21 protein-coding genes are annotated in these 26,305 nt (G+C 42.8%); 6 read left to right on the forward strand and 15 right to left on the reverse strand.

The genetic code is table 11. The annotated features are described in order from the left end of the window. Positions 1–401: 401 nt before the first annotated feature. The 3 genes from BMX56_RS20995 to ettA form a co-directional block, all read right to left on the reverse strand. The gene (locus BMX56_RS20995; protein ID WP_090651653.1) at positions 402–1,469 is read right to left on the reverse strand and encodes a branched-chain amino acid aminotransferase; all 1,068 of its coding nucleotides are present in this window, start codon (positions 1,467–1,469) and stop codon (positions 402–404) included. A gap of 229 nt (positions 1,470–1,698) precedes the next feature. Continuing rightward, positions 1,699–2,232, reverse strand: a complete 534-nt coding sequence (locus tag BMX56_RS21000) for an NfeD family protein (protein ID WP_090651654.1) — start codon at positions 2,230–2,232, stop codon at positions 1,699–1,701. Positions 2,233–2,481: 249 nt separating this feature from the next. After that, complete coding sequence (gene ettA / locus BMX56_RS21005) at positions 2,482–4,164, reverse strand: energy-dependent translational throttle protein EttA (RefSeq protein WP_090651655.1); 1,683 nt, start codon at positions 4,162–4,164, stop codon at positions 2,482–2,484. Between the two features lie 852 nt (positions 4,165–5,016). Between ettA and BMX56_RS21010 the strand changes: the two genes are divergently transcribed. Then, positions 5,017–7,551 carry an ATP-dependent Clp protease ATP-binding subunit gene (locus BMX56_RS21010; protein ID WP_090651656.1) on the forward strand — a complete coding sequence of 845 codons (2,535 nt, stop codon included), beginning with the start codon at positions 5,017–5,019 and terminating at the stop codon, positions 7,549–7,551. A 178-nt stretch (positions 7,552–7,729) separates the two neighbouring features. On the opposite strand, the gene BMX56_RS21015 is transcribed toward BMX56_RS21010, so the two are convergent. Next, complete coding sequence (locus BMX56_RS21015) at positions 7,730–8,827, reverse strand: beta-sandwich domain-containing protein (protein WP_090651657.1); 1,098 nt, start codon at positions 8,825–8,827, stop codon at positions 7,730–7,732. A gap of 60 nt (positions 8,828–8,887) precedes the next feature. Next, entirely contained in the window at positions 8,888–10,009 is a 1,122-nt protein-coding gene (locus BMX56_RS21020) for a carboxypeptidase-like regulatory domain-containing protein (RefSeq protein ID WP_090651658.1), read from the reverse strand. 130 nt (positions 10,010–10,139) lie between these two features. On the opposite strand from BMX56_RS21020, the gene BMX56_RS21025 reads away from it, so the two are divergent. Both BMX56_RS21025 and BMX56_RS21030 read left to right on the forward strand, forming a co-directional pair. After that, complete coding sequence (locus BMX56_RS21025) at positions 10,140–10,817, forward strand: GDSL-type esterase/lipase family protein (protein ID WP_090651659.1); 678 nt, start codon at positions 10,140–10,142, stop codon at positions 10,815–10,817. Between the two features lie 88 nt (positions 10,818–10,905). Beyond that, complete coding sequence (locus BMX56_RS21030; protein ID WP_090651660.1) at positions 10,906–11,292, forward strand: hypothetical protein; 387 nt, start codon at positions 10,906–10,908, stop codon at positions 11,290–11,292. 69 nt (positions 11,293–11,361) lie between these two features. Here BMX56_RS21030 and BMX56_RS21035 read toward each other — a convergent pair whose 3' ends face one another. The 8 genes from BMX56_RS21035 to BMX56_RS21070 form a co-directional block, all read right to left on the reverse strand. After that, the gene (locus tag BMX56_RS21035) at positions 11,362–12,174 is read right to left on the reverse strand and encodes an enoyl-ACP reductase FabI (protein WP_090651661.1); all 813 of its coding nucleotides are present in this window, start codon (positions 12,172–12,174) and stop codon (positions 11,362–11,364) included. 155 nt (positions 12,175–12,329) lie between these two features. Then, positions 12,330–14,054 carry a DNA repair protein RecN gene (gene recN / locus BMX56_RS21040; RefSeq protein WP_090651662.1) on the reverse strand — a complete coding sequence of 575 codons (1,725 nt, stop codon included), beginning with the start codon at positions 14,052–14,054 and terminating at the stop codon, positions 12,330–12,332. Positions 14,055–14,245: 191 nt separating this feature from the next. Beyond that, positions 14,246–16,174 carry a M56 family metallopeptidase gene (locus BMX56_RS21045; RefSeq protein ID WP_090651663.1) on the reverse strand — a complete coding sequence of 643 codons (1,929 nt, stop codon included), beginning with the start codon at positions 16,172–16,174 and terminating at the stop codon, positions 14,246–14,248. A gap of 6 nt (positions 16,175–16,180) precedes the next feature. Then, complete coding sequence (locus BMX56_RS21050; RefSeq protein ID WP_090651664.1) at positions 16,181–16,558, reverse strand: BlaI/MecI/CopY family transcriptional regulator; 378 nt, start codon at positions 16,556–16,558, stop codon at positions 16,181–16,183. Between the two features lie 411 nt (positions 16,559–16,969). Continuing rightward, a complete protein-coding gene (locus tag BMX56_RS21055; RefSeq protein WP_090651665.1) occupies positions 16,970–17,860 on the reverse strand; it encodes a type IX secretion system protein PorD in 891 nt (296 codons plus the stop codon). After that, complete coding sequence (coaBC, locus tag BMX56_RS21060) at positions 17,857–19,062, reverse strand: bifunctional phosphopantothenoylcysteine decarboxylase/phosphopantothenate--cysteine ligase CoaBC (RefSeq protein ID WP_090651666.1); 1,206 nt, start codon at positions 19,060–19,062, stop codon at positions 17,857–17,859. Before coaBC ends, BMX56_RS21055 begins: the two co-directional genes overlap by 4 nt. 176 nt (positions 19,063–19,238) lie before the next feature. Next, positions 19,239–19,571: a DNA-directed RNA polymerase subunit omega gene (locus BMX56_RS21065; protein ID WP_090651667.1), complete on the reverse strand. Its 333-nt coding sequence runs from the start codon at positions 19,569–19,571 to the stop codon at positions 19,239–19,241. Between the two features lie 16 nt (positions 19,572–19,587). After that, entirely contained in the window at positions 19,588–20,511 is a 924-nt protein-coding gene (locus BMX56_RS21070; RefSeq protein ID WP_090651668.1) for an outer membrane protein assembly factor BamD, read from the reverse strand. 249 nt (positions 20,512–20,760) lie between these two features. Between BMX56_RS21070 and BMX56_RS21075 the strand changes: the two genes are divergently transcribed. The 3 genes from BMX56_RS21075 to BMX56_RS21085 all read left to right on the forward strand — a co-directional run bounded on the left by BMX56_RS21075 (position 20,761) and on the right by BMX56_RS21085 (position 24,613). Beyond that, complete coding sequence (locus BMX56_RS21075; protein WP_090651669.1) at positions 20,761–22,206, forward strand: SDR family oxidoreductase; 1,446 nt, start codon at positions 20,761–20,763, stop codon at positions 22,204–22,206. Between the two features lie 198 nt (positions 22,207–22,404). Further along, complete coding sequence (locus BMX56_RS21080) at positions 22,405–23,307, forward strand: TIGR01777 family oxidoreductase (RefSeq protein ID WP_090651670.1); 903 nt, start codon at positions 22,405–22,407, stop codon at positions 23,305–23,307. After that, entirely contained in the window at positions 23,300–24,613 is a 1,314-nt protein-coding gene (locus BMX56_RS21085; protein ID WP_090651671.1) for a cryptochrome/photolyase family protein, read from the forward strand. Before BMX56_RS21080 ends, BMX56_RS21085 begins: the two co-directional genes overlap by 8 nt. A 1-nt stretch (position 24,614) precedes the next feature. Here BMX56_RS21085 and BMX56_RS21090 read toward each other — a convergent pair whose 3' ends face one another. Both BMX56_RS21090 and BMX56_RS21095 read right to left on the reverse strand, forming a co-directional pair. Then, positions 24,615–25,532 (reverse strand): FKBP-type peptidyl-prolyl cis-trans isomerase, encoded by a 918-nt coding sequence (locus BMX56_RS21090; protein WP_090651672.1) that lies wholly within the window; start codon positions 25,530–25,532, stop codon positions 24,615–24,617. Between the two features lie 62 nt (positions 25,533–25,594). Then, the gene (locus BMX56_RS21095; protein WP_143065497.1) at positions 25,595–26,092 is read right to left on the reverse strand and encodes an FKBP-type peptidyl-prolyl cis-trans isomerase; all 498 of its coding nucleotides are present in this window, start codon (positions 26,090–26,092) and stop codon (positions 25,595–25,597) included. Positions 26,093–26,305 lie beyond the last annotated feature (213 nt).

Genomic DNA, 26,305 nt, shown 5'->3' on the forward strand with positions numbered 1-26,305 from the left:
AAATACATAGTTTGCCTTTACGGCAAACTACGCTCTGTTCAAATTATGGTTGTCCTGCGTTTATTGGGGCTTCTGTGCTTAAGTTGACGGCTATGCTCTCGAGAGGGGGCGCGGTAGGAGGTGCGTTGGCAGGGGTGTGTTTTTCCGCGTTTCATTGCGCGTGCATAACACACCCCTCCGCCCCTCTCAAGAGGGGAATCGCACTTTTCCACCGCTTTTTAAAAGGAAGCGCAAATCTGATGGTACCCAGAATAACCCCATTTGCAACCATGTCATTACTGTTTTTTCCAGCCGAAGCTGATGGATACTCGCAATGACGGGTGGTAACAGGTGGTTATAACACTATAACAAACAAAAAAAGGTGCCCATCAGAGCACCTTTTCTATTTAAAAATATCCTGATTACCCAACCAAATAATTCCAGCCATGGGTATCTTCGGCACGGCCGTATTTAATGGCATCAAGGGTGGCCAATACTTTTTGCGAAAACTCGCGCGTTTTTGGATCGCTCAGGAAATATTCCTCGCCATCAACGCTGATAGAGCCTACCGATGCGATAGTTGCGGCAGTGCCTGCACCAAAAGCATCGGTTAGTTTGCCGGTTTTGGCGCCTTCGATAATTTCGGCAACCGAAACTTTGCGGGTTTCAACCTCAATGCCCCACTCTTTGGCCAATGCAATAACCGTATCGCGGGTTACGCCATCTAAAATGGTGTCTTTTGCTTCGGCGGTTACTAGTTTGCCATCCAGCATAAACATGGCGTTTGCGGCACCCATTTCTTCAACGTATTTATGTTCTTTGGCATCTGTCCATATCAGTTGGTCAAAGCCCTCTTCGGCCGCCTTGCGCGAAGGTAACATCGCGCTACCGTAATTGCCGGCTGCTTTTGCGTAACCCATACCACCTTCGGCGGCGCGGGTATAATAGGTTTCAATTTTTACACGCAGGGTTTTTGAAAAATATGGTCCAACAGGCCCGCAAATTACCATGTATTTATACGTTGCCGATGGTGTTACACCCAGGTAAGGATCTGTTGCAAACATGAACGGGCGAATGTATAAAGCATGGTTTGGTTTTGATGGAACCCACTCGCGGTCAAGGTCAACCACGGCGGCCATGCTTTGTAAAAATATTTCTTCGGGCAGGGTAGGCATACAAAGCCTTTCTGCCGATTTGTTAAAACGGATAGCGTTTTTGTCGGGGCGGAAAATGGTAACCTTTCCATCAGCATGTTTGTAGGCTTTCAATCCTTCAAAAAATGACTGGCCGTAATGTAAGGCCGAAATTGCCGGGCTCAAACCAATTTCGCCGTAGGGAATGACCTGCAGGTTTTTCCATTCACCATCAGCATAATCGGCCACAAACATGTGGTCAGAAAATGTTTTTCCGAAAGGTAAGTTGTCAAAATCCGTTTCTGCTAAACGGGAATGCGTGGTCTTGGTGATCTTGATGTCCAGCGTCTCTGTCATGGCCTTAAGTATTATAAATTAGAAAACGGCAAGTTAGGAATTTTTTTGTTTAGGTAGTGTAAGGAATTGAGTGTAAGGGTAAAAAATGCCGCATCGGATAGTAATGCCGGGTATGCTGTTATTTTTCAAGGGAGTGATTTAAACGGAAGTGTGGGTTATAAGGGGACAACTATTAAAATTATGTAGCATAATTTTCCTTACCGCGTTTAAGTACTGATCGTAGCGGTTGCTAATTTCTTATGATATCGTATCCAAAGAAACCTTCGCTTGTGGTTAAAGTGAGAGATTTCTGTTTATCAACAACAGTGCCGCAGGGATAAATGATCTGCTTGTTTAGTCCTTTATGTTCTATTTCGATGTAAGGCTCAACACACTTGCCGATAGGGCTACCATTATCCGCCGCAATAACAATATACGTTTGTGTTGTGGTTTTGGCATCGGCAAAATAATAGTTTGCGGCCATAAACAGGTAAAGTGGCAGCCCGGCGCATGCAATTCCATAACCTATGGCCAAAAAAAACAAAGACGATGTGGGCGGATAATATTTCTGAAATATGCGAAGAAGCAGTAAAGACGCTACGGTCGAAAATCCGGCCCATATAGTCAAGGCGCGCGGCAGCGATATAAACGTGAGCCTGAATAAGCTGATTTCTGCTACCAACGCAGCTATACCAATGAAAAGAGCAATCAGTATGATAATACCGGGAATTTTTGATTTGGGTGGTGGATATATAGTAGCGGGCCGAGAATAATTGTATGGCATGCCGATCTATGATTTAGGTTGACAGAATGGGAAAGACTTACGAAGTTTTAAAAACTTCGTAAGTCTGGGATGTCTATGGTAATTGCGAATCTTTCAAGTTGATCCGCACAGTTCGCGATTGCTTCGTGCCTCTCAATGACATGGCGGGGAGTAATTCAAAAGTCTCCCCCTTCAGGGGGAGATTATTCATGTGTGAATTGTTTTTATAATGGATTCATGATGGCTTTGCCGTTTAGAGGGGGCTTCGGTTTACACCGTCAATTTCTTATACTTAATCCTTTTCGGCGCAACATCACCTAAGCGTTTCTTGCGGTTTTCTTCGTAGTCGGAGTAGTTGCCTTCAAAGAAGTAAACCTGCGAGTTGCCTTCAAAGGCCAGGATGTGGGTACAAATTCTGTCCAGGAACCAGCGGTCGTGGCTGATCACTACGGCGCAGCCGCCAAAGTTTTCAAGGGCCTCTTCCAAAGCACGTAAGGTATTTACATCAATATCATTGGTAGGCTCATCCAGCAGTAACACGTTCGATCCTTTTTTTAGGGTGATGGATAAGTGCACGCGGTTACGCTCGCCGCCCGATAATACGCCCACTTTTTTCTGCTGATCGGCGCCGTTAAAGTTGAATTTTGATACGTATGCACGGGAGTTTAAGGGTTTGTTGCCCACCATGATAGTTTCCAGTCCGCCGGTGACGTTTTCCCATACTGATTTGTTGGGGTCAAGGTCATCATGCATCTGGTCAACATAACCTAAGGCAACCGTTGGACCTACACGGAAGGTGCCCGCATCCGGCTGGTCCTGCCCGGTAATTAAACGGAACAGGGTGGTTTTACCCGCACCATTGGGGCCTATGATGCCTACTATACCTGCAGGAGGCAGCGAGAAGCTGAGGTTATCAAACAATAATTTATCGCCATATGACTTGCTTACACCATTAGCTTCAATTACGATGTTACCTAAACGCGGGCCTGGCGGAATAAACAGCTCCAGTTTATCCTCGCGCTCTTTAGTTTCCTCAGATGCCAGTTTTTCGTAATTACCTAAACGCGCTTTTGATTTGGCGTGGCGGCCTTTTGGCCCCATGCGTACCCACTCCAGTTCGCGTTCCAGGGTTTTCTGGCGTTTGCTTTCGGTTTTATCCTCCTGGGCCAAACGCTTGGCTTTTTGATCCAGCCATGAGGAATAATTTCCCTTCCATGGGATTCCTTCTCCACGGTCAAGCTCCAGGATCCAGCCGGCAACGTTATCCAAAAAGTACCTGTCGTGCGTTACGGCTATAACGGTACCTTTATATTGTTGTAAATGTTGCTCCAGCCAATCTATCGATTCGGCATCCAGGTGGTTGGTAGGCTCATCCAATAGTAACACATCCGGTTCCTTTAATAAAAGGCGGCACAAAGCTACGCGGCGGCGTTCGCCTCCCGATAATACCGAAATTTTGGTATCCGGCTCTGGGCAGCGCAGGGCGTCCATGGCGCGTTCCAGTTTGGTATCCAGTTCCCAGGCGTTTACGGCATCAATCTGGTCCTGCAACTCGCCCTGGCGGTTCATCAGCTTATCCATTTTATCGGCATCGCTGTAGTATTCTTCCAGTCCAAATTTTTCGTTTATTTCTTCATATTCCTTTAATAAGGCCGTGGTCTCGGCAACGCCTTCCTCCACAATTTCGCGAACGGTTTTCTCCGGATCAAGCTCGGGCTCCTGGCTCAGGTATCCTACAGTATAACCCGGCGAAAAAACAACCTCGCCTATATTGGTTTTATCAATGCCTGCAATAATTTTTAATAAGGATGATTTACCCGAACCATTTAAGCCTATAACGCCGATTTTGGCGCCATAAAAAAACGATAAGTAAATGTTTTTTAATACTGTTTTTTGCGGGGGATAAACTTTGCTAACCCCAGCCATTGAAAAAATGATCTTTTCGTCTGCCATTATAATTGATTTGAAATGCTGATGAACATTTTATGGTGTGAGTAGCTATTTCTAAAAATAAAAAGTGTCGTTTTGAACGCAGACGACGACTCACCCCGACCAGGCTTCGCCGGTCGACCCTCTCTCCGGCTTCGCCGCAAAGAGGGTAAGGAGATCAGCACTCTTCAAGCCCCTCTTTCCACTGCAGGTGAAGAGAGGGTGGCGGGCGTAGCCTCGCCGGGTGAGTCTTTCCTTGGTTAGTTTACGGCATACTTGCCTGTAACCTGCGCCCCGATTTTCCTCAGCCAATAACAACTCTCTATTTAAGAACTATACTCACACTATAAATGAATATCGCAACAAATATGAGTAAAATAGATGGATTCGCTTAAAAAACCGGTGGCAGAAAAATTATTTACTGCCAAATGCAACTCCATGTTACTTTATACATACTTGTAAGTATTTAATTGCGTTTAACACAGTAAAATGGCAACTGTTTTGCTTGTTTTTGCGTACATATAGATGAACACAACGTAAATATTATGTTAATGCCTTTATGGCATATGTTATGACGAAATGCCTGTTTTGTTGCTATCGTTATAATTTATTAACAAAATGTTTAAACTATTTTGAATTTTTTGTATCAAAATGGTAAGTTCCGTTCGTATATTGTAAAAAAATTAGGTCATTGTTGGATTTTTTGATAAAAATTATTGTTTAAACCCAAACTTTAATAGCTTGCATATCATATCAATGTCTGTTTCTGCAAAGTGTTAAATGTTGGCAATATTGTTGATAAATGTTAAACCGTGCGTCGGGTTTGTAAAAACAAAATTTATAGATTGCGGCGTTCATAATAATTGAAAGGTATATATGGAAGCTAAATTTTCGCCGAGGGTTAAAGATGTCATTCAATACAGCAGAGAAGAGGCATTACGCCTTGGGCACGACTATATAGGAACAGAGCATCTTTTACTGGGCCTCATCAGGGATGGTGATGGCGTAGCAATTAAATTGCTGAAAGGTTTGAACGTTGATACTGCAAAGCTTCGCCGTGCTGTGGAAGATGCCGTTAAAGGTACCATTGGAACCAATGTACACATAGGCAGCATCCCCCTGACCAAGCAAGCCGAAAAAGTATTAAAAATTACTTATCTGGAAGCCAAAATATTTAAAAGTGATGTAATTGGAACCGAGCACCTGCTGCTATCTATATTACGCGATGAGGATAATATCGCATCGCAGATATTGGTACAGTTTAACGTAAACTACGAGGTGTTTAAAGGTGAAGTGGAATCACATAAAAACGATGTAACTGACGAAATGCCCGGATCACCAACCGGCGGCGATGACGACTTTAAAGAAGAAGAATCATTCAGCCAGCCTAAAAAGGTATCTGACATTAAATCAAAAACACCGGTGTTGGACAACTTTGGCCGCGATTTAACCCGCGCCGCCGAAGATGGGAAACTTGACCCGATTGTTGGGCGCGAAAAAGAGATTGAGCGCGTATCGCAAATCCTGTCGCGCCGTAAAAAGAACAACCCTATACTAATAGGTGAGCCAGGTGTAGGTAAATCGGCCATTGCCGAAGGCCTTGCACTACGCATTGTACAGCGTAAAGTATCGCGTGTATTGTTTAACAAACGAGTAGTAACGCTTGATTTAGCCTCGTTGGTTGCCGGTACAAAATACCGTGGCCAGTTTGAAGAGCGTATGAAGGCGGTAATGAACGAACTGGAAAAATCTCCTGATGTAATTTTATTTATTGATGAAATTCATACTATAGTTGGTGCAGGTGGTGCCTCGGGCTCGCTTGATGCATCAAATATGTTTAAACCCGCTTTGGCAAGGGGCGAAATTCAATGCATTGGCGCAACTACGTTAGATGAATACCGCCAGTACATCGAAAAGGATGGCGCTTTAGACCGTCGTTTCCAAAAGGTAATGGTTGAACCAGCTACCCCGGTTGAAACGATCGAGATCCTGAACCGCATCAAAGAGAAATACGAAGAGCATCACGGTGTAACATACACCCCCGAAGCTATCAATGCCTGCGTTAACCTAACCACCCGTTATATTACCGATAGGTTTTTACCGGATAAGGCTATCGATGCTTTAGACGAGTCGGGCTCGCGTGTTCACTTAACCAATATTCATGTGCCACAAAATATACTGGATATTGAGCAAAAGATTGAGCAGATAAAAATCGAGAAAAACAAGGTTGTACGCAGCCAGAAATACGAGGAAGCTGCCCAGCTACGCGATACCGAAAAGAATTTGATTGCCGAACTTGACCAGGCCAAAGCTGTTTGGGAAGCCGAAACCAAATCAAAACGCTACACTGTAACCGAAGATAATGTTGCCGAAGTAGTATCTATGATGACCGGCATCCCTGTACAAAGGGTAGGCCAGGCCGATAGCCAAAAGCTATTGAACATGGCAGATACTGTTGCCAGCAAAATTATTGGCCAGGACGATGCTATCAAAAAGCTAACCCGTGCCATACAACGTACCCGTGCAGGCTTAAAAGATCCTAAAAAGCCAATTGGCTCATTTATTTTTCTGGGCCCCACCGGTGTTGGTAAAACCGAGCTTGCCAAAGAGCTTGCCCGCTTTATGTTTGATACCGAAGACGCGCTGATACAAATTGATATGAGCGAGTACATGGAGAAATTCGCGGTATCGCGTTTGGTAGGAGCGCCTCCGGGCTATGTAGGTTACGAAGAAGGCGGACAGCTGACCGAAAAAGTACGCCGTAAACCATACGCTGTAGTATTGCTGGATGAGATTGAAAAAGCTCACCCGGATGTATTCAACATATTGTTACAGGTATTGGATGAAGGCCAGCTAACCGATTCCTTGGGCCGTAAGGTTGATTTTAGGAACACCATCATCATCATGACCTCGAACATCGGCGCCCGCCAGTTGAAAGACTTTGGGCAGGGTGTAGGTTTCAGTACCAATGCTAAAAACTTACAGGCCGATACGCATTCAAGAGGCGTTATCGAAAACGCTTTGAAACGTGCTTTCGCCCCTGAGTTTTTGAACCGTATTGACGATGTTATCGTGTTTAACTCATTAGGTAAAGAGGAGATTTTCAAGATCATCGATATTGAACTGGCATTCCTGTTTAGCCGTGTAAATGGCCTGGGATACAAAATTGAGCTGACTGAAGCCGCTAAGGAATTCATCGCCGAAAAAGGTTACGATTCGCAATTTGGGGCACGTCCGTTAAAACGCGCCATCCAGAAATATTTGGAAGACCCAATTGCGGAAGAGATCCTGAAAGGCGAATTGAGCGAGGGTGATATCATGAAAGTTGATTTCGACAAAGAAACCAGCCAGATCACCATCATCGACGAAAAAGGCGAAAGCAAAACCCCAACCGAAGAGGAAACCAAATAAGCAAGTTCTTATTTAAAAATACAACCCCGTTTGTGCAAGCAGACGGGGTTTTTTGTTGGGTGGCAGTTAAGTGAAAAGTACTAAGCCATAAGCCTAAAGCTGAGTTTTTTCTTTAGAACCGGAGACTTGGGACTAAATACTATCCTTCTATTTATAGATACATGACACCGGAATGATTTTAAGGAAAATAGTTTGCAGGCAAAACCGTTGCTATGCCAGCTGCGGCCCAAGCGCCCTCGATAACAATGCTTTGCGGATTTATTATCCCATTGACGCCAAAAAATGCATATTGTTCATTAAAGGTAATTATAGTGGTTGCATATGGCGGAGCATAGGCCGGGAGATTAATTGCATTTACGTTTGTACGGTCATGCTTTTTTGTATAAATAATATATAAGCAATCAATATAGCTCAGTGCAAATGTCCCTATCTTATCTGTTTTATGAACAAGGCTGTCTATTAGCAATGGTTCGTCCTTATATAATGTCTGGATATACGGCAGGCCATAATAGCCGGGCGTATTATAGTCCGGATTAGGCTTCCGGGTTAATTTTAACACCTTAAACCCCTCTTCTTCTACCTGATTGCCAACTACCGACCTGAAGAAATGCATCGATGAGCCAAAGTATGCCGTCTGGCGTTGCTTTTTCCATCTTTTCTTGTCAGAGTCGCTACCCTTAAGTTCCTCAAAAGCAGAAGTCCCATCGATATATGCCGATCCGTCCGGCCTATAATAAAAGATACCTAATTTATATTTTATAAGATATCCTAAGGCCTTGTTTTCAATTTCAATATCTTCGTCAGAAAAAGCGGTGATTTTTTTTAACAGTTTGTTATATTTTACAAAAATAACATCCGGGTTTAAAATGGTACATTGTTTTGCATTGTCAGAACGGCCCAAAAATACCTCTTTAAAAATACTAAGATCGCGTTCGCGGTCCTTGTAGTATTTGTTGTTAACAACATCCAGTTCATCTAAAAGCAACAGGTTAATATCTGGTACTACAACATTATTGTCATATACAATCAACGTATTGGCGTATGTTTCATAGTCTGATGAACTTACTACCAGTACATACTCGCCAGGTTTAACATTGGTAATGCTAAACGCCCCATCAGCATCTGTTTTGTATTTTGTTGTATCCTTATCCAAAAATACCCTGGCGTTTGCCACTGGATTTTTGTGACGTTTATCAACAACCTTTCCTGTGATCTTAAATTGGGAGAAACACACCGTGGGGAGCGATAGAAGTAATAAGAGTAAAGGTTTTAACATGAATAAAGCTAACCAATAAATTTTATTTTATAAATAGCCTATACGTACCATATGTCGGGTTTATTTGGTAACAGCGGGACCATAATCCACCGGCAGCAACTCCGCAATCCGGCTTTTGCCCCAATCCCCTTCAAATACGATACTGTGCGGATTGGCGATGATGCCGTTGTTATCAAAGAATGCATAAGGCTCTTCAAACGCTAATATAGTGACCGGGTGGTTTGGGATCTCGAGCGGATGATAAACAGATAGGTCAGTTTCTTCACGTTTTTTGGTGTAGATGATATATAGGCAGTCGGTAAAGCCAATGGCAAATAACCCGGGCTGATCGGTAGGGTGCGCAAAGTCTGGCGGGCCCAGCGGTGGTTTGGTGTATAGCGACTGGATATATTTATAATTGTTATTGCCCAGCTGCCCTTCTTTATAATCGGGATTTGGTTTGCGCACAAGCCGCAAAACCTGGAAACCTTCTTTGTCTGTTTGACCGCTGATAACCGAACGTAAAAAATGCATAGATGAGCCAAGATATGCCGACTGGCGCTGCTTTGCCCATTTGCGCAGCTGCGATTTGCTTCCTTTCATTTCCTCGAATACTGAAATACCTTCGTAATAAAAAAAGCCTTTAGCATCATAACTGAATTTCGAAAGCTTATACTTTATCAAATAACCCAGGGCCTTGTTTTCAACCTCGATAAAGTCGTCATTGCTGGTGGCCGACAGGATCATCATTTTGGTGTCGAAATCAACGTCCACAACATCGGGGTTCAGGATTTTACAAAGGGCGGCATTATCTGAAGTGCCCAGGAACAAGCGTTTAAAATCGGCATAATTACGCTGCCGGTTTGGGTCTGGCCGGATATTAACTTCCTGTAGCATGATTGTTTTTGGAGCCAGCGAAATATCAGCGAGCACAATATTGGCCGCACCCGCCATCAGGGTAACGCTATGGGTTTCGAAACCAATGGCGGTAACAATGAATGTATACTGGCCGGGTTTTACATTGCAAAGCGTAAATGTGCCATCGTCGGCAGTTTTATCGCCAACTATGGCGTTGTTTAAAAACACACTGGCATTGGCAATTGGCTTTTGGTCGGCAGTATTAATTACTTTGCCGGTAATTTTTATTTGCGCCAGGCAAACTCCGGGTATCAGCAACAAGAGCAAGGCAAGGGTCTTTAGCATAGATAAATTAAACTAAAATTTTAGTTATTTCAAAATGCTTTTATTCACGCCTCGTATACCGCCTGTGGATGATGGTTAATTGTATCTTTATAGCCTATAAATGCGGGTTAATTCATTGTTTTAATTGGTAATGCGGGTAAATAAAAAGGTTATCTATAAATGGCTGTTTGTGGTTTCGGTTATGCTGAACGTGATTACGGCGGGCTATTTTATCGATCGTAAAGTTTATTTTGGTTACATGCGCCGCCACCAGTTTGAGAAGCAAAAATGGGATGCGCTTTTCAACACTCAAAGAGATAACCAAGAAATTATATTTATAGGTACAAGCTTAACCGAAGGCTTTGAATTGAGAAGCAGCTTTGGTAATATGCATCTGAAAAACATGGGTTTTGCCGGATTGGAGACTGATGAAATTCTGGAAAACCTGAAAAGGATCATTGTACGCAAACCACCGAAAATATTTTTGGAAGCCGGGATAAACGATGTACGCAATGGCAAAAATATGGATAAGGCTTACAATAACTTTGTGGAAATGAATACGGTAGCTAAAGCCGCTTCGCCCGCAACCAAACTGTATGTACAATCGGTATTGCCTACTTTGAACAGCCAGTTTAACCAAAAGATAAAAGCCTATAACCGCAGGGTGGCAAACTATTGTTTAGCCAACCATGTGGTTTACATAGATATGTATGACTATTTTTTAGTTGATAATAAACTAAACGCCCTTGCAACTACCGATGGTACTCACCTTACTCCTTATGGTTATTATTTATGGAAAACGCAGCTGGAAAAATATATTGCCGAATAGTTAATGCTGTTTTTGAAATAAATTATCTCAGATTCCGTTAAACCTTTTTAAATTATATTGTTCTTACAATATATACAATCGAAACATTATGAAAAAAATCTTGACTTTAATTTGCTGCACAGTGATATTGGCAGCTACATCCTGCAAAAAAGAAACAATTATCGGCCCTGGTGCAACAACTGTTTTTACATCAACTACCGGTTGGAGTTTTGATAGCACAATAGGCAATAACGGAGCTTATACTTCAGATATCCCGATGCCCGAAATTGATAATTATTATGACAATCACGGAGCTGTATTAGTTTATCTGGATGACAGTGGAACTTATGAGCAGCTTCCGGATGTGTTTGACGGGATTACCTACAGGTTTGTTTATACCAAAGGGCACGTGTATATTGACGCTCAGAATGCCGATGGTAGTAAATTAACAGTTGCGCCCCCAAAGCTTAATGTTAAGATAGTTTTGGTACAATAAAGCCTAAACAGTAAAATAAAGAAGCCCCTTTGCATTTGCATAGGGGCTTCTTTGTTGAATAGTATTTTTTTATTTCGCCATCTGATCTATAACAGCTTGCGTTACACCGGTAAAGGAGAAGCCACCGTCATGAAAAAGATTTTGCATGGTAACCATTTTTGTTAAATCGCTGAACAGGGTGATGCAATAATCAGCACATTGGTCGGCATCGGCATTGCCAAGCGGGCTCATTTTTTCGGCAAATTCAATAAAGCCATCAAAGCCTTTAACCCCAGATCCTGCAGTTGTACGGGTTGGCGATTGTGATATAGTATTTACGCGTACTTTTTTGCTTACGCCGTATTCGTAACCAAAGTTACGGGCAATGCTTTCTAAAACGGCCTTGTTATCGGCCATGTCATTATAGCCGGGGAAATAGCGCTGGCCGGCTATGTAACTTAAAGCAACTACAGATCCCCAATCGTTAATGGCATCGTGTTTCATGGCTGCCTGTAAAATGCGGTGCAGGCTTAAGGCCGAGATATCAAAACCTTTATGGGTAAAATCGTAGTTGTTTTCTGGATAAGGAATGTTTTTACGCACGTTGATGCTCATGCCGATAGAGTGCAGGATAAAATCAACACCGCCGCCAAAATGTTCTTTTGTTTTGGTAAACAGGTTGTTGATATCATCATTGCTGGTAACATCAGCACCTATGATAGGAGCATTGCATTCTTCGGCAAGTTTATTGAGTTCGCCCATGCGTAAAGCAATAGGAGCGTTTGATAATACAATTTCGGCACCTTCCTGTACAGCGCGCTGCGCTACCTTCCAGGCGATGGATTGCTCATTAAGGGCGCCAAATATGATGCCTTTTTTGCCTTTTAATAAATTATAAGCCATGTTTTGATTTTTTACAATTGGGCGTAAAGTTATAATATTAGTATCAAGTAGTTAGTATCAAGTATCAAGATTTTTTCTTCAAGTAGTAAGTATCAAAATTTTTGACTGTCGGACTAAAAGGCTTCCAGACTTCCGGTCTTACTACCTGATACTTGCTAATTACTACTAAGTAGTTCCCTGGCATTCTGCAAAGCGCTTTCGCCCGGTTTATCACCGCTCAGCATTTTGGCAATTTCCAATATGCGCTCCCGGGCATCCAGTTGTTTCATGCGGGTATAGGTAGTTGCCGCGCTATCGTCCTTATAAACAAAGTAATGGTTTTTACCCTTGCTGGCAATTTGCGGCAGGTGGGTAATGGTTATCACCTGTAAATTATCGGCAAGGCGCTCCATAATAGTTCCTACTTTATTGGCTACTTCGCCCGACACCCCGGTATCGATCTCATCGAAAATAATGGTTGGCAACGCAGTGTATTTAGCAATGATAGATTTGATGCTCAGCATCAGCCTGGATAGCTCGCCACCGGATGCTACCTTACTCATTTCGGCCAAAGCATGCCCTTTATTGGCTGAGAAAAGGAACCGTACCTGGTCGACACCGTTTTTCGTGAGATGGTCCGCAAGTCCGGAAGTCCGCAAGTCCGGAAGATGGTTTGACTTTCCGACTTCCGGACTTTCCGGCTTTCGGACTATATTTTCAATCTTCAACGCCGAGCTTCCCATCCCCATTTCGGTAAGGGTATCAATTACCTGTTTTTCGATGGCAGGGATGGCTTTCAGGCGGTTTGCAGTTAATTTGCCTGCCAGTTTTTCAAGCTCAGCTTTATCGGCAGCAAGTTGTTTTTGCAATTTTTCGATGGTTTCATCGCCAAATAAAGCCTGTTGTATTTTCTCCGATAGGTCATCCTGTATCTGCAATAGTTCGGCGTTACTATTTACCCGATGCTTTTTTTGCAGGTTATATATCAAACTAAGCCGGGTGTTAATTTCATCAACCCTGGCATCGTTGGTATGTGTTTTTTGTTCGATGCCTTCTACTTCGGCGGCAATGTCTTTCAGTTCGATAATCGTGCTGTTCAATCGCTGGTGCAATTCCTCAATCTGTGCATCAAATTTTTCTATTGCGCCTAATTGCTGTCCGGCCTCGCGCAGTTGCGCCAGGGCGGCGGTTTCGCTTTCCTGTACCAGGTAATAGGCTCCGTACAGGTTACGTTTTATTTCTTCGGCATTGTTTAAGGCGTACAGTTCTTTTTCAAGCGGCTCCTGCTCGTCGGCAGCCAGGCTAACTTTTTCAAGTTCATCAAACTGAAACTGGTAATAATCCAGGTCGGCTTTGGCCTTATCGCTTTCGGCAATCAATTGGGTAAGCTTGCCGGTGTCTTTTTTAAATGCGCGGTATTTAGTGCGGTAGTCGTTCAGCAAATCATCGTGTTTGGCTACCGAATCAACCACCAATAGTTGAAATTCCGGGTCGTTAATCTCTAATGTAGCGTGTTGCGAATGGATGTCAATCAGCTTTTCGCCTAATTGTTTAAGCGATGTAAGATTCACCGGTGTATCATTTACAAAAGCACGCGATTTGCCATCGGCAGATATCTCGCGGCGCAAAACGGTTTCTGCTTCATAATCCAGGTCGTTCTCTTCAAAAAAGGAGCTGAGGTGAAAGCCGCTGATTTTAAACGAACCTTCGATAACGCATTTTTTTTGCTGGTTAAAAAAATAACGGCTTTCGGCACGCTGCCCCAAAATAAGCGATAGTGCACCCAAAATGATCGATTTACCTGCGCCGGTTTCGCCGGTGAGTATGTTAAGGCCCTCGCCAAAACTTATCTCCAGGTTATCAATCAGCGCGTAATTATTGATGGTTAGCTTTTGAAGCATAAAAAAAGTATCCTTAATTTTATTAAGGATACTAAATTAAGCATTAAGCTTCTTTAAAATAAAATTTAATAAATTATTGCTAAATAATTTAGTGTTGATCTTTGGTCGGAAGTCCGCAAGTCGGGAAGTCCGCAAGTCCGAAAGTCAAAAATGCAATTCAGAATTAGCTCTTTCCGACTTTCGGACTTCAGTTATTCTTTGTCGTCGCCCATTAGGTAAGCCTCTTTTTTGGCTTCGGCTATGCGCTTTTTAAATTCGGGGCTGTTGGTATATTCGCGCAGTTTTTTGCTGGCTTCACGTAATTGTGCTTTTGCCTGTTTCATTTCGGCATTATCCTGGTAGCCACGCATTTGTTCGCCAAGTTTTCTCATCTCCTGCTTTTGCTCTTCCATTTGCGGGTTGCGGAAGGCTTTTCTCAAACTATCGCTCATTACCCTAAGCTCCTCGCTTTTTTTGCGAAATTCTGGTGAGTCATAATGACCGCGCATTTCCTCGCCCATTTTTTTCAGTTGTTCGGTTTGCTCTTTTACCTCGGGCGATATTTTGCTTTGCAGTTCATCCTGGTATTTGCGGTAGTTCTCATCTTTCCGGTCGTCATGGTACTCGCCTTTTATGCCGTACTTTTTCCTGAGCTCGGCATTCATCCGTTTAAACTCGGCGCTGTTATAGTAGGCGCCAACCTTTTCGCCCAGCTTGCCCATCTGCTCGCTCATCTTGGTGGTTTCACCGGTTTCGGCCCAGTTTTTCTGAAAATCTTCGGCCATTTTTTCCTGTTCTTCCTGTATCTTCTTTAACTCCGGGTTGTTGTAAAACTTCTCCATAGCTTCGCCTTTCTCTTCCATCAGCTTTTGCAGTTTTTGAAAATCGGCGCTGTTGTAGTACTTATCAATCTGTTTTGCGTACTTATCAACTTCGGCAGTTAGCCTGTTCAACTCTTTGTCATCAAAGTTATTGTAACGCTCTTCGGCAAGCCTTTTGTTCCTGATGGCGGTTTTATTGGCTACAACCTTTTTTGCTTTAAGAACCTTTTTTCGGGTAGTATCGGTTAGTAATTCTTTTAATGCGGCTGGGTAGGTAATTTTTACTTTTTTGATAGCTATTTTACCATCGGCTATGGTTGGGTTAAGCCAGGCAATACTGCTGATGCCTGCTGTAAGTATTGCAACAGCCACTAAAAGGTGGCGTATGTTGCCTATTGGTTTTTGGGTTTTCATGATCCGTTCAATTCTGTTTAATAAATGATATTTTTTCCCGGTGGCGGCAAGGGCCATTTGCAGGTTTACCTGCCTTTTTTGCTCCAGTTTTAATAGTGCATGCGCATACACTAAGGGCTGGGCAGTGGTTTGTACTACCAGGTCATCGCACCGGTTTTCGCGTTCCTGGTTTATTATCCTATTAATTAATTGGGCAAAGGGGTTAAAGAAAAGCAATATGCTCATAAACTGCTGCAACAGGTTGAGCAGGTAATCGTTACGTTTGATGTGCGATAGCTCATGTAATAAAATAGATTTTATCTCGTCGGCAGATAAGTAAGTAGTGAGCGAAATAGGCAGCAATATTATCGGGCTAAAAAAGCCAATCATGCAGGGCACATCCACAAAACGACTGATGTTTACGCTTACGTACTTTTTAATGTTCATTTGCCGGCAGAGGGTATCCACGTAAACCTGCACGGTATCAGATGGCATCATGGTGCGTTTAATATGGCTGATTTTTTGCCAGTTGAGCCCCATTTTTAAAATATTAAAAGTGAGCCCGATGAAGTAGATGGCCGATATGTAGGGCAAATAGCCCTCAATAGCATAATAGTAATAGTTATGTTGCGCTGTATAATGGATGTTAACCAAAGGCAGGTTAAGCGCAGGTAACAGGGTAGGGGCATTTGCAGCTGCCAAATTTACCCACACATGCGCCTGTAGCTGGTTTACAAAGGTGTAAACAAACCACACGCTAATAGCCAACATGGCAACCATAGCGGTGTTATGTTTTTTTATGGTTGATAGCGACGGTGCGCAGGTTAGTAACAGGCGCAAAGCAAACCAAACCAATAACCCCTGCCATAATGAGTGGATAATAGTGATACCCAAAACCTGGCTTATATTATAGAACACACTTTCCATAACGTTTTATTTTTTATCCTGATCAAACTGATTTAAAAAGTTTTTAATGGCATCTATCTCATCCTTTGAAGCCCGGTGCTGGCCAAGCGCCTGTATCACCAGATCGGATGTGGAGCCTTTAAACACAGTAGACAATATTTTATCCAGAGCGTTGCTTTGCGCCTGCTCTTGTGTGAATAAAGCTTTGTATAAATGTGTTTTTGAGGTGGTATCGCGCTCAACCATACCTTTATCATGCATAATCTGCATTAATTTAAGGGTAGTAGTATAGCCTGCATCTTTAGTTTTGGCCAATTCTTCGTGTACATCGCGTACGGTACATTGTCCCATTCTCCAGATCACCTGTAAAATTTCCAGCTCGCTTTCTGTTGCTTTTATATCCATTTTAGTTTAATACGAATTTCTTCGTACAAATATCTACGATAGATTTCGTATATGCAAGGGTTTTGTGAAAAAAAAGTATCAAGTAGTAAGACTTTTTTGATGTACAGGCGATTTTGTCTGAATCAGAATTTACAGAATTTTGTAATTATCAGAATATCGCTTTATTTATTCTGTTAATTCTTTAATTCTGTAAATTCAGGTTCAGACAAATGTGTTAGGGATGGCAGCGAATACCGGCCTCGTGGGTAATGCCCGTGCAGTATAAGCGTACAGCCCGGGCCGCAGGCAACACGATTATTTAGATGTGAGAGATTAGATGTGAGATTTGAGACAAAAAAACAGAGTCGCAAGAATAATTGGTCATAGAACTTTTTGTCTTAACTCTTGATTCTTGGATCTTGACTCTTTTTCCTACTTCAGCGCCTGGTACTTATTCCCATTAGCCGGATCGGCTTGTAAAAATAAGTTCATGGCCTGTACGCGCTCCTGCGGATCGGCCTTGCTGTATAGGGATACCAGCTCATCGCTTTTGGCGGTATAAAATATGAGTGGGAACATAGAGCCCACGCGCTGCCTGTCAACCTGCTGCAGGGTGGGTAAAAAGGAAGAGATAGCTTTACGCCCTTTATTCACATTGTCGGCCATTAAATCGAGGCCGTTGCGGTGGTAATCGTACATAAAACCGCGTAGCTGGGCGTAAAGTTTGTTGTTTAAATTTTCGGATAACCAATAACGGTTGGTGTTGCCGTCAAACGCTTTCCAGCCTTTGTATGATCCGGTTTGGGCGTTGTTTACCACTGTTTGCGCTGCAGCAAAATATGGGCTGCCCCCAAAGCGCGAAAAGGTATCATAATCCATCCCTACAATAATGTAGGCGTAAAATGCCATTACCGAACTTAGGTTACTTTGAAAATTCTGATCGCTATAGTCAACTGTCTGGCCTTCATTATAGGTGAAATCAACGTCGCGGTCGTTAATATTAATCAGGGTTGTGCTGTATGACGACCCGAAAACAGGCCTTGATGATTGTACCTGCAATTCGCCGCTAAAGTTGCTGCCGCCATCCCAGTTTGTAATGTTCAATACAAAATTACAATCAATACGCTCCTGTGGCAAAATAGGGTCGGCACTCCACTTACGGCCATTTAAAAAATCTTTCATGGCCGTTTCCAGTGTTTGGAAAACCCGCTTATTGCTCACCTGTATTTTTGGCGAAACTACCGATACCCGCGCATTCAGGTCCTGTGCGGTGCACCTGAAACCCCAAAAAATCAGGATAGCGTAAATGGCCAGTTGTTTCATCCGGTTATAAGTTGTGCAAGTTTAAGGCAAATATCATGTGCCACTGCCTCCTTGCTTTTTAGTGCGAAGATTGTTTTTTGCAGGTTACGGTCAATAATGGTAATTTTATTGGTATCCTGTTTAAAACCGGCGCCGGCATCATTCAACGAATTTAATACAATAAAATCTAAATTCTTCTTTTGCAGTTTGGTTATTGCATTTGTTTCCTCGTCGTTAGTTTCCAGCGCAAAACCAACCAGGATCTGGCCATCAGCTTTCTGTTCGCCAAGGGTCTTTAAAATATCGGTAGTGGTTTTCAGGCTGATATTAAGCGTGGCATCCTTTTTTTTGATTTTTTGCGGTGCTACCTCGGTTGGAGTATAATCAGCAACGGCTGCGCTCATGATGCAGACTTTTGCATCTTTATAATTGGTTAAACAGGCATCCAGCATTTCGGCTGCCGATGTAACGTTTATGCGTTTAACAGATTTTTGTTTGCTAACCTGTGCTGTTGGGCCGCTTATTAATATAACATCGGCGCCCATTACAGCCAGCTCATCGGCAATAGCGAAACCCATTTTGCCAGATGAATGATTGCCTATAAAACGTACCGGATCAATAGCTTCATAGGTTGGACCGGCGGTTACCATGATTTTATGCCCCGCTAAAAGGAGTTTTTTTTTAATTGCCGACGACAAAAAATCCACAATTTCTTCGGGTTCGGCTAATCGCCCTTCGCCGTACAGTCCGCTGGCCAGCTCACCGCTGCCGGGAGCTATCATGATGTTGCCAAATGATTGCAGCCTGGCAACATTTTGGCGGGTTGCCGGGTGCAACCACATATCCAGGTCCATAGCGGGGGCAAAGTACACCGGGCATTTGGCAGATAGGTAAACGGCTGTAAGCAAGTTATCGCAAAACCCGTTGGCCATTTTTGCCAGGGTATTTGCGGTAGCAGGGGCTATAATGACCATATCGGCCCATAGGCCAAGCTCCACATGGTTATTCCATTCGCCGGTTTCGGTTTTGTAGTAATCAACCAGTACGGGCTTTTTAGATAGGGTAGAAAGGGTAAGCGGTGTTATAAAATTAACAGCATCTGGTGTCATCACCACCTGCACGCTTGCCCCGGCCTTAACCAATAGCCTAACCAGCAATGCCGATTTATACGCAGCTATACTGCCGCAAACTCCCAGGATAATGTTTTTACTTTTTAAATTCAAAATTCAAAATTCAAAAGTCAAAAAATATGACTTAGTCAACGACATCGATATGGCTAATTCAAAAAAGATAATTTAAATAACCATGTGAATATAGCTAAAAAAACAAAAGTCAAAACCCAAAGTAACCATACAGATCACTTTTGAATTTTGACTTTTGAATTTTGCCTTAACGAAGCTTACGCTTCTTTAGCCGGGTTACGGTAGTAAATCTTATCGTCTAAAAACTCCTGAACGGCAACCAATGATGGTTTTGGTAGTTTTTCGTAATATTTAGAGATTTCGATTTGTTCGCGGTTTTCAAAAACTTCTTCCAGGTTATCGTTCGATGATGCAAACTCAGAAAGTTTTTGGTGTAACTCTTCTTTAATATTATTTGATATCTGGTTCGCCCTTTTAGACATGATCACAAGCGACTCATATATGTTATCCGTTTTAACGTCCAGCTCGCGTAAATCGCGGGTTACAGTGCTGCTTGCTACTGCTGGTTTGTTGGTGTTGTTAGCTGTCATATCTTAATTTTTTTAATTATGGTATCCTCTGGTTCTGATTCTTTTCTGATGGTGGCTGCGTTTTGATGGTATCTTTTTTTGCCAGTTTTTTTGCCAGTTTATCATCTGCCAATGCTTCGGCCATTACGCGTTTGGCATCCACTATACCTATTTGACTGTCTTTTTTTAGCCCGGCAACTTCGTGGTTATATTTGCTTTTAGGAAACTTGTCGGTAAACTGATCGGCATAAGTTACAGCCTGTTCAAAACGTTCTTCCTGCCTGGCTTCAAAACTATGGCTGGCGTATTGATATTGTGCCTTTATGATCAGGAACTCAATCTCTTCACCATATTTGGTATCCGGGTAATCGCGCAGCACATTATTAAAGGCAATAACCGCCGATTGATAATCGCTGATGGTTAAATATAATTTGGCGTTTTCATAAGCCTTTTGCTCCAGCTTATCGCGCAGGTTTTGTATCAGCTTGCTTGCCTCTGTTACACGGTCGCTTTTAGGGTAAAGGTTAATAAACAATTGTAACGTTTCAATAGCCTTTAACGTGTTTTCCTGGTCAAGCGAGTAAGTAGGCGAATCGAGGTAGTAGCAATAAGCCGAAAAGAAACGGCATTCCTCGGCCCTTGGGCTCGATGGATAAGTGTCAGCAAATGTTTTAAAATGAAACCTTGCAGATGTATAATCCTTTAGCTTATAGTTGGTGAAGGCATAGTAATAAAACAGGTCTTCGGCAGCACTGCGACCACGATAGCGTTCAACCAGCACATCAAATAAACCAAGCGCTTTTTCGTACTCCTGTTTATTATAGTATTTAATAGCCTCCTGGTATTTTTTTGCGTAATCGTTACTTGCTTTTAACTTTTCGTATTTGCTTTTACAACTTCCCAATGTAATAATCAACAGGGCTAAAACACAGGCGAATAACGTTAGTTGTTTTTTAAACATTTTGCAAAGATAGGTGATTAATGTAAATCAGTCAATTATTTATTTAGGTGCTAATATATAACGTGTTTGGTGCTCCTTTTATACGTCGCGCGCGCTTTTAACATCTTTTAACTTATGTTAGTTTTAAACCACATGTGCCGGGCGTATAAAGCAAAGGTTTTATTAACGTTGATTTTGCTGTAATAATTATTAGCTTGGTTTTAAATAGGCTTTGGAAAACACCTTGCCTTTTCTATTGTTTAAAAGCATATGAAAGTTTTACTTGCTGGTGCCAATGGTTACATAGGAACAAGGCTTATCCCGGTTTTGCTGGAGAAAGGTCACGATGTAATTTGCCTGGTGCGCGATAAGCGCCGCTTTCATGAACATAGTGATTTTAGTAAACGGGTTACCCTGATTAATGGCGATTTGCTTAAGGAGGCGGATATTGAAGCTTTTCCCGAAGATATTGATGCCGCTTATTACCTGGTTCATTCCATGGCGCAGGCGCAGGATTTTGCTGCCCTGGAAGTGCTATCGGCTTATAATTTTATAAAGGCCCTTGATAAAACGAATTGCAGGCAAACCATATTTTTAAGTGGTATTACCAACGATGAAAACCTGAGCAGGCATCTTGAATCGCGCAGGCATGTAGAGGATGTATTGAAGGAGGGCAAGGCTGCGCTTACGGTATTAAGGGCCGCTATCATCATCGGCTCGGGCAGTGCGTCGTTCGAGATCATCCGTGACCTTACCGAGAAGCTGCCTGTCATGACTGTTCCACGCTGGGTAAATACCCGTTGCCAACCCATTGCTATTCGCGATGTGTTGGGCTATCTGGAAGCCGTAATGCTTAACCCCAAAACATTTAACAAAACATTTGATATTGGCGGCCCGGACATTTTATCTTTTAAAGATATGATGCTGGTGTATGCCAAGGTGCGTAAGCTTAAACGGCACATATTTATCGTGCCGTTTCTGTCGCCAAAAATATCGTCGTACTGGCTTTACTTTGTAACCTCCACCAGTTATACCCTTGCCCAAAGCCTGGTAAATAGTATGAAGAACGAAACCATCATGAAGGACCATGCCATTGACGATGTTGTACCACGCAAATGTCTTACGTATGAAGAAGCGTTAAACCTGGCCTTTGTTAAAATAGAACAAAACTCGATAGTATCCAGCTGGAAGGATGCCCTGAATATGGGCTACCTTACCACCGGCTTCATGGATCAGATAAAGGTGCCCCAAAATGGTACACTTGAATATAAAGTAAAAGTACCCTTTGAACGTGATAGCCAGGATGTGTTTGTTAATTTTATGTCGGTAGGGGGCAACCGGGGCTGGTATTATTGGGACTGGATATGGAACCTGCGCGGTTTTCTTGATAAATTATTCGGCGGGGTAGGCTCGCGCCGGGGCCGTACCAGCAGCATTAATATAGCGCCGGGCGATGTGATAGATTTTTGGAGGGTATTATTAGCCGATAAAGAAAATAAACGCCTTTTACTATATGCTGAAATGAAGCTGCCCGGCGAGGCCTGGCTTGAATTTAAAATAATAGAACGTAATGGCTCTAAAAATTTGAGCCAGGTAGCTACCTTTAGACCCAGCGGCCTTTGGGGCAGGTTATACTGGTATGCCATGTGGCCATTCCACCTGTTTATTTTCAACGGCATGGCCAAAGAGATTGTACACTATGGGGAGGTTGATTAGTCATTGTCGCTGCGCTTGTCATTGGTCATTTCGCTTCGCTGTCATTGGTCATTGATGGTTTGCAAAAATACTTTAGATAATCAAAACAATAAAAGCCCCGGCCAATTCCCACTAATGACTAATGACTAATGACTAATGACTAATGACTAATGACTAATGACTAATGACTAATGACTAATGACTAATGACTAATGACTAATGACTAACATATTAATAACAGGCGGATCGGGAGGCTTAGGTAAACGGTTAAGTAAGCATTTGCTGGGCAAAGGCTACCATGTAAGCGTGTTGAGCCGGACACCGGGTGGCGACAACACTATTAAAACCTTTTTGTGGGATGTAAATAAAGGTACCCTTGATGAACATTGCATTGATGGAGTAGATACTATTATTCACCTGGCCGGTGCCGGTATTGCCGATAAACGCTGGACGGATGAACGTAAAAAAGAGATAGTTGAAAGCCGTACCAAATCAATAACGCTTATTTATAACCTGATGAAAAATCGGGCCAATAAGGTTACAACGATAATATCCGCATCGGGTATTGGCTATTATAGCGATAGGGGCGATGAACTGCTGACAGAATCCAGCGCAGCTACCCGTGACTTTATATCCCAATGTTGTGTTGAATGGGAAGCCGCTGTTGATGAAGGCGAAAAGCTGGGGCTGCGGATACTGAAATTCCGTACCGGTGTGGTTTTGGATAAAGATGCAGGGGCATTACCAATGTTGGCCCTACCAGTTAAATTATACGTTGGCTCGCCCATAGGCAGTGGTAAGCAATGGGTCCCCTGGATTCATTGGCAGGATGTAATTGATATGTACCTTTTCGGCATCGAAAATAAGGGACTGAAAGGCGTGTACAATATGGTGGCGCCAAACCCGATTACCAATGCGCAAATGGTACAAGCCGTGGCCCGCCAGTTGCGTAAGCCACTGTGGGCTCCCAGGGTTCCGGCTTTTTTATTGAAATTATTGTTGGGCGAAATGAGTTCGCTGGTTTTGGGAAGTACTAAAGTATCGGCACGAAAAATTACGGATGCGGGCTTTAGTTTTAAATACCCCGAAGTAGCCGATGCGTTAAAGGAGATTTATGGATAATAATACACCCGTTACCATATTCTGGTTTCGGCGCGATTTGCGTTTAAATGATAATGCCGGTTTGTACCGGGCGCTAAAAAGTGACAACCCGGTTTTGCCCGTATTTATTTTTGATCAGGAGATACTGGACAACCTGGAAGATAAGAACGATGCAAGGGTAACTTTCATTTACAATACCATCGAAAACCTACGCAGCCAATTGCACAAACACGGTAGCAGTTTGCTGGTGGTGTATGACAAAGCAGCAAATGCCTGGGACAAGATCATCAAAGAATACCCCGTTGCCGCGGTATATACCAACCATGACTATGAACCCTATGCGACGAAACGCGATGACGCTGTAAGGGAAAAACTAAAACAGCACGGAATCGCCTTCCATACTTTTAAAGACCAGGTAATTTTCGAAAAGGACGAGGTTATCAAGGATGATGGTAAGCCTTACACCGTTTACACGCCTTATCAGCGCAAATGGTACGCAACACTTAAGCCATTTTATTTAAAAAGCTATCCTACCGAAAAATACCTCGACAACCTGGTGAAAATTCATCACCTGCCGCTGCCGTCATTAAATGAAATGGGTTTTGTGCAAAGTGAAGCCCACTTTCCCGATCAGGAATATAAAGAGGTAATTGGCGACTATGCAGAAAGGCGGGATTTTCCTGCCATCAAAGGTACCTCGCATATTGGCTTACACCTCCGTTTTGGCACAGCAAGTATCCGCGAGCTGGCTAAAACAGCGCATGGCTATCAAAATAAAACGTGGCTGAATGAATTGATATGGCGGGAATTTTATATGATGATACTGCACCATTTTCCGCATACGATGGATCATGCTTTCAGATCCGAATATGACCGGATAAAATGGGTAAATGATGAAGGCCAGTTTAAAGCCTGGTGCGAGGGGCAAACCGGCTACCCGATTATTGACGCAGGCATGCGGGAGTTAAATGCAACCGGCTTTATGCACAACCGGGTACGCATGATAGCAGCCAGCTTTTTAACTAAAGACCTGTTGATTGACTGGCGCTGGGGCGAACATTACTTTGCCCGTAAGCTGTTAGATTATGAAATGGCCAGCAACGTTGGCGGCTGGCAATGGGCTGCAGGATCGGGCACGGATGCTGCGCCTTACTTCAGAATTTTTAATCCCGAATCGCAAACCAAAAAGTTTGACCCTGAACTGAAGTACATAAAAAAATGGGTTCCGGAATATGCCGATTTCAGCAAGTATCCTAAACCCATTATCGATCACACATTTGCGCGTGATCGCTGTTTAAAAGTATTTAAAGCCGCCTTGGCTAAGTAATTTAATTTGTAATAGTAACTATTGTAAAATCAAACCGCAGGCTGGTGTTCCCTGCAATACCTGTGGTACCAGCCCTGCCGTAACCGTACCTTGAAGGCAACAGTAATGTAACTGCTGCACCAGTTGTAAGTCCTTGCAGGCCTTGTGCTACACCTGGCACTACACTATCAATGGAAAGAGACGCTCCGGTAGTATTGGCATCAAATTCAGTGCCCGTTAAAAATTTACCACTATACGTTGCTGTAAAAGTAGAGTATTGATCAATAGGATCTGTGCCTGTGCCCGGTATAGTTACTTTGTAATAATAACCGCCAGCAGATTTGGCAAAACCAGTTAAACTATTGGTGGCAATGTAGTTTTTGATGATCTGATCGTCATATAGATTTTGATCGGATACTACATTTACATAGTAATCAAGGCATTGATTGCCTGCAATACGGGTGTTTACATTGCTTGAGCTGCCCGATCCGTAACCATTTACACCATAAGCCAGGCGCGATGGAATCAATATGCGTGCCCTTGTACCTTTATATTTGATAATATTATGTATAGCCAATTGCAACCCCTTAGGATAGCCGCTTTGGCTGATGTGTCCTGCAAAGCCATCAAAGTGGTTATTGGTAAGCGAATCGAGTGAGTTGTACTTGCCGTCAAACGATTTTAAGGTAAATACAAACTTTACGGTATCGGAGTAGGCAATGGGCGTGGTAGTTGCGCCCTGCGATAAGATCTGGTAGTATATGCCGCTGGTGTCGCCATTTGACGTATCTCGAACCATTCCGGTAAGACCATTGGCTTTAATGTAGTTTTGGATATTGGTGGCGTCGTATTGCGTGATATTCGGATCGTCGCTGGTTTTGCGGCAAGATAATAACCCTACAGAAAGAAGGAATAAAAGCGTAAAAGTAATTTTTCTCATTTATATTATTTGTTACCGGTAAACGGCGCGTAATTATCAGCCTTTACCTTCATTATTGTCTTTTAGTTTGTTATGTTAAAAAGCTGTATATTAAAATCAAGCACCGAATTTGCCGGCAAATGTATCGAATCCTGTGCATATGGCCCGTAAGCATAGCGCGATGGTATCAATAAACGCACTTTGCCCCCTTTTTTTATCTGTGGAACGCCTAACTGCCATCCCTTTATCACACTCCCTAATGTGTACGAAGGGTGAAAATTATTGGTTTGCGCAAATGTATAGCCCGTAGTCAATATCTGTCCCGTAAATCCTACAGTTATGGTTGTGGAACTGGTAAACAAATCGTTCCCTGACCCCTGCTCACCTGTTTTAATGATATAATATACCCCCGTAGTATCAATTCGTTTGGCACTGTCCCCGGGGTGTGCTGCTATGTAATCGCTTATGATCTTATCGTCGATACCCTTTTGAATATTATACTGCACCATCGGGTCGACAGATTTTTTACATGCGCCCAAGCCAGCCATCAAAACCAATAACAAAACCAGTAACCTGTTCATTTTTTCAAAAGGCAAATTTATTCTTTTATAATAGAAAAACGGCAGCTTAACATTTTTTAACACAATCAATAAAAAAAAGCACCAAGCCGGTATACAAAAACATCTGTATCAGCAAAAAACGTATTTCAATCAAAAAAATTATCTGTGCTTTTTTTAGTTCATTGGTTCATTAGTTCATTGGTCTTTTCTGGTGGGATTGTCAAATAGGAGGCA

It is taken from the genome of Mucilaginibacter sp. OK283 (assembly GCF_900110415.1).
In the GTDB taxonomy this organism is placed as follows: domain Bacteria; phylum Bacteroidota; class Bacteroidia; order Sphingobacteriales; family Sphingobacteriaceae; genus Mucilaginibacter.